Genomic DNA, 1,521 nt, shown 5'->3' with positions numbered 1-1,521 from the left:
CCAAAAATAGCGAAAATACCCCCGCGCCCAAAAGCGGGTCTACGCCTAGAAAAAACGCCGCCCCGATACCGCCGTAAGCGCCGTGCGCGATGCCGCCTGCTATGAAGCTCATGCGATTTATCACGACTAAAGAGCCCACGACGCCACAGACTATGCTGACCAAAAGCCCGCCAAGCAGGGCGTTTCGCATGAAATCATAAGATAAAATTTCAGCCATTTTCGCCCTCCTTGCAGCAGCATTCGTTAAGCGCGAGATCGACGGCGCAGAAGTGCCCGTGCTCGCGCCTAAGGTGATCTAAAAATTCCGCCCTGCTTCCTGGATCGATCTCGTGGGTGTGCGCCGAGCCGTTTGCGACGTAAAGCGCGCGGTTTGCGTAGTTTAGCGCAAGCTGCACGTCGTGGCTGATTAAAATTATGCCGCAGCCGCCCTCGTTTAGGGATTTTAAAAGCTCGTAAATTTGAACCTGCCCCATCGTGTCGATGCTCGCTAGCGGCTCATCAAGAAGTAAAATTTTAGCCTTCGCGCACAGCGCCCGCGCGATGTAAACGCGCTGTCTCTGTCCGCCGCTAAGCTCGCTGATACGGTAGTCTGCTAGGCTCTGCATACCTACGCGCTCCAAAGCTTGCATGGCTTGCTCGCGCTCGGATTTAGAGTAAAAGCCGAAAATTTTCTTATCTATCAGCCCCATTAAAACGACTTCGAGCACGCTTATGGGAAAGCTTTTGTTTATCGCGATGAACTGCGGTACGTAGCCCATTTGCGCCCTGGCAAGCGCGGGCGATCTGCCTAAAATTTCGATCGTGCCCGAGCTTGGTCGCAGCAGCCCCAAAAGCAGCTTCAAAAGGGTGCTTTTGCCGCCGCCGTTGGGCCCGAAAATCGCCAAAAAATCGCGCAACTCGTAGCTTAAGTTTATATCTTTTAAAATTTCGCGTTTTTCGTAAGCAAAGTTTAAATTTCTTATCGTCACGTCCGCCATGAACGCCCTTTCGCCTAGATTTTGAAAGCATTTATTATAGCCCAAATTCGGAAAAATTGCCAAATTTTGCTATTATTACAAAAAATTTAAAGGCGAGCGGTGGAGAAAATCGGCGAAAAATCAGATGAAAATAGCTGGGATAAAAAGTCCGAAAGTTACGCTAAATTTAGCGGCGAGCCGGGCGATTTCGGCAAGCGGGTGTTTGAGATACTGCGCGGCTGGGGCGTGAGCTTTGCGGGCAAAAGCGTGCTAGACGTGGGCGCCGGCACGGGGGTTTACTCGCTGTATCTCGCGTCGCTGGGCGCCAAGGTCACGGCGATCGATAGCTCGGAGGGGATGTTGCGCGAGCTAAGGCGCAGCGCGGAGGAGTTTGGCATCAGCTTGCAAAACGTATTAAATTTAAGCTTTGCGGAGTTTTGCGAGCGGCTTAGCCGCGATGGTTTCAGGGATACGGCGGGCAAAAATTTTAAAATTTATCCGCGCCCGCAGAGCAAAATTTCAAACGCGCAAGCTCAAGAAGCGCAGGCTTTAAATTTAAAAGACG

3 protein-coding genes are annotated in these 1,521 nt (G+C 51.5%); 1 reads left to right on the top strand and 2 read right to left on the bottom strand.

The annotated features are described in order from the left end of the window. Together Q0256_RS03335 and Q0256_RS03330 are read right to left on the bottom strand one after the other, a co-directional pair. Nucleotides 1-217, bottom strand: a 217-nt coding sequence (locus tag Q0256_RS03335; RefSeq protein WP_297960030.1) for a metal ABC transporter permease, incomplete at its 3' end; no start/stop codon positions are given. After that, entirely contained in the window at nt 210-977 is a 768-nt protein-coding gene (locus Q0256_RS03330; protein ID WP_297960028.1) for an ABC transporter ATP-binding protein, read from the bottom strand. The genes Q0256_RS03330 and Q0256_RS03335, both read right to left, overlap by 8 nt. Before the next feature lie 99 nt (nt 978-1,076). On the opposite strand from Q0256_RS03330, the gene Q0256_RS03325 reads away from it, so the two are divergent. Further along, on the top strand, nt 1,077-1,521 hold a 445-nt coding region (locus tag Q0256_RS03325; RefSeq protein ID WP_297960026.1), incomplete at its 3' end, for a bifunctional 2-polyprenyl-6-hydroxyphenol methylase/3-demethylubiquinol 3-O-methyltransferase UbiG.

It is taken from the genome of uncultured Campylobacter sp. (assembly GCF_937949835.1).
Lineage (GTDB): Bacteria > Campylobacterota > Campylobacteria > Campylobacterales > Campylobacteraceae > Campylobacter_B.
Note: the sequence above shows the minus strand (reverse complement) of the source record. Positions and strands in the feature narration are given on the sequence as shown.

What these genes read in the sequence shown, in the direction of transcription:
- Q0256_RS03330 (WP_297960028.1), bottom strand. Translation starts at nt 977, where the DNA reads ATGGCGGACGTGACGATAAGAAATTTAAACTTTGCTTACGAAAAACGC.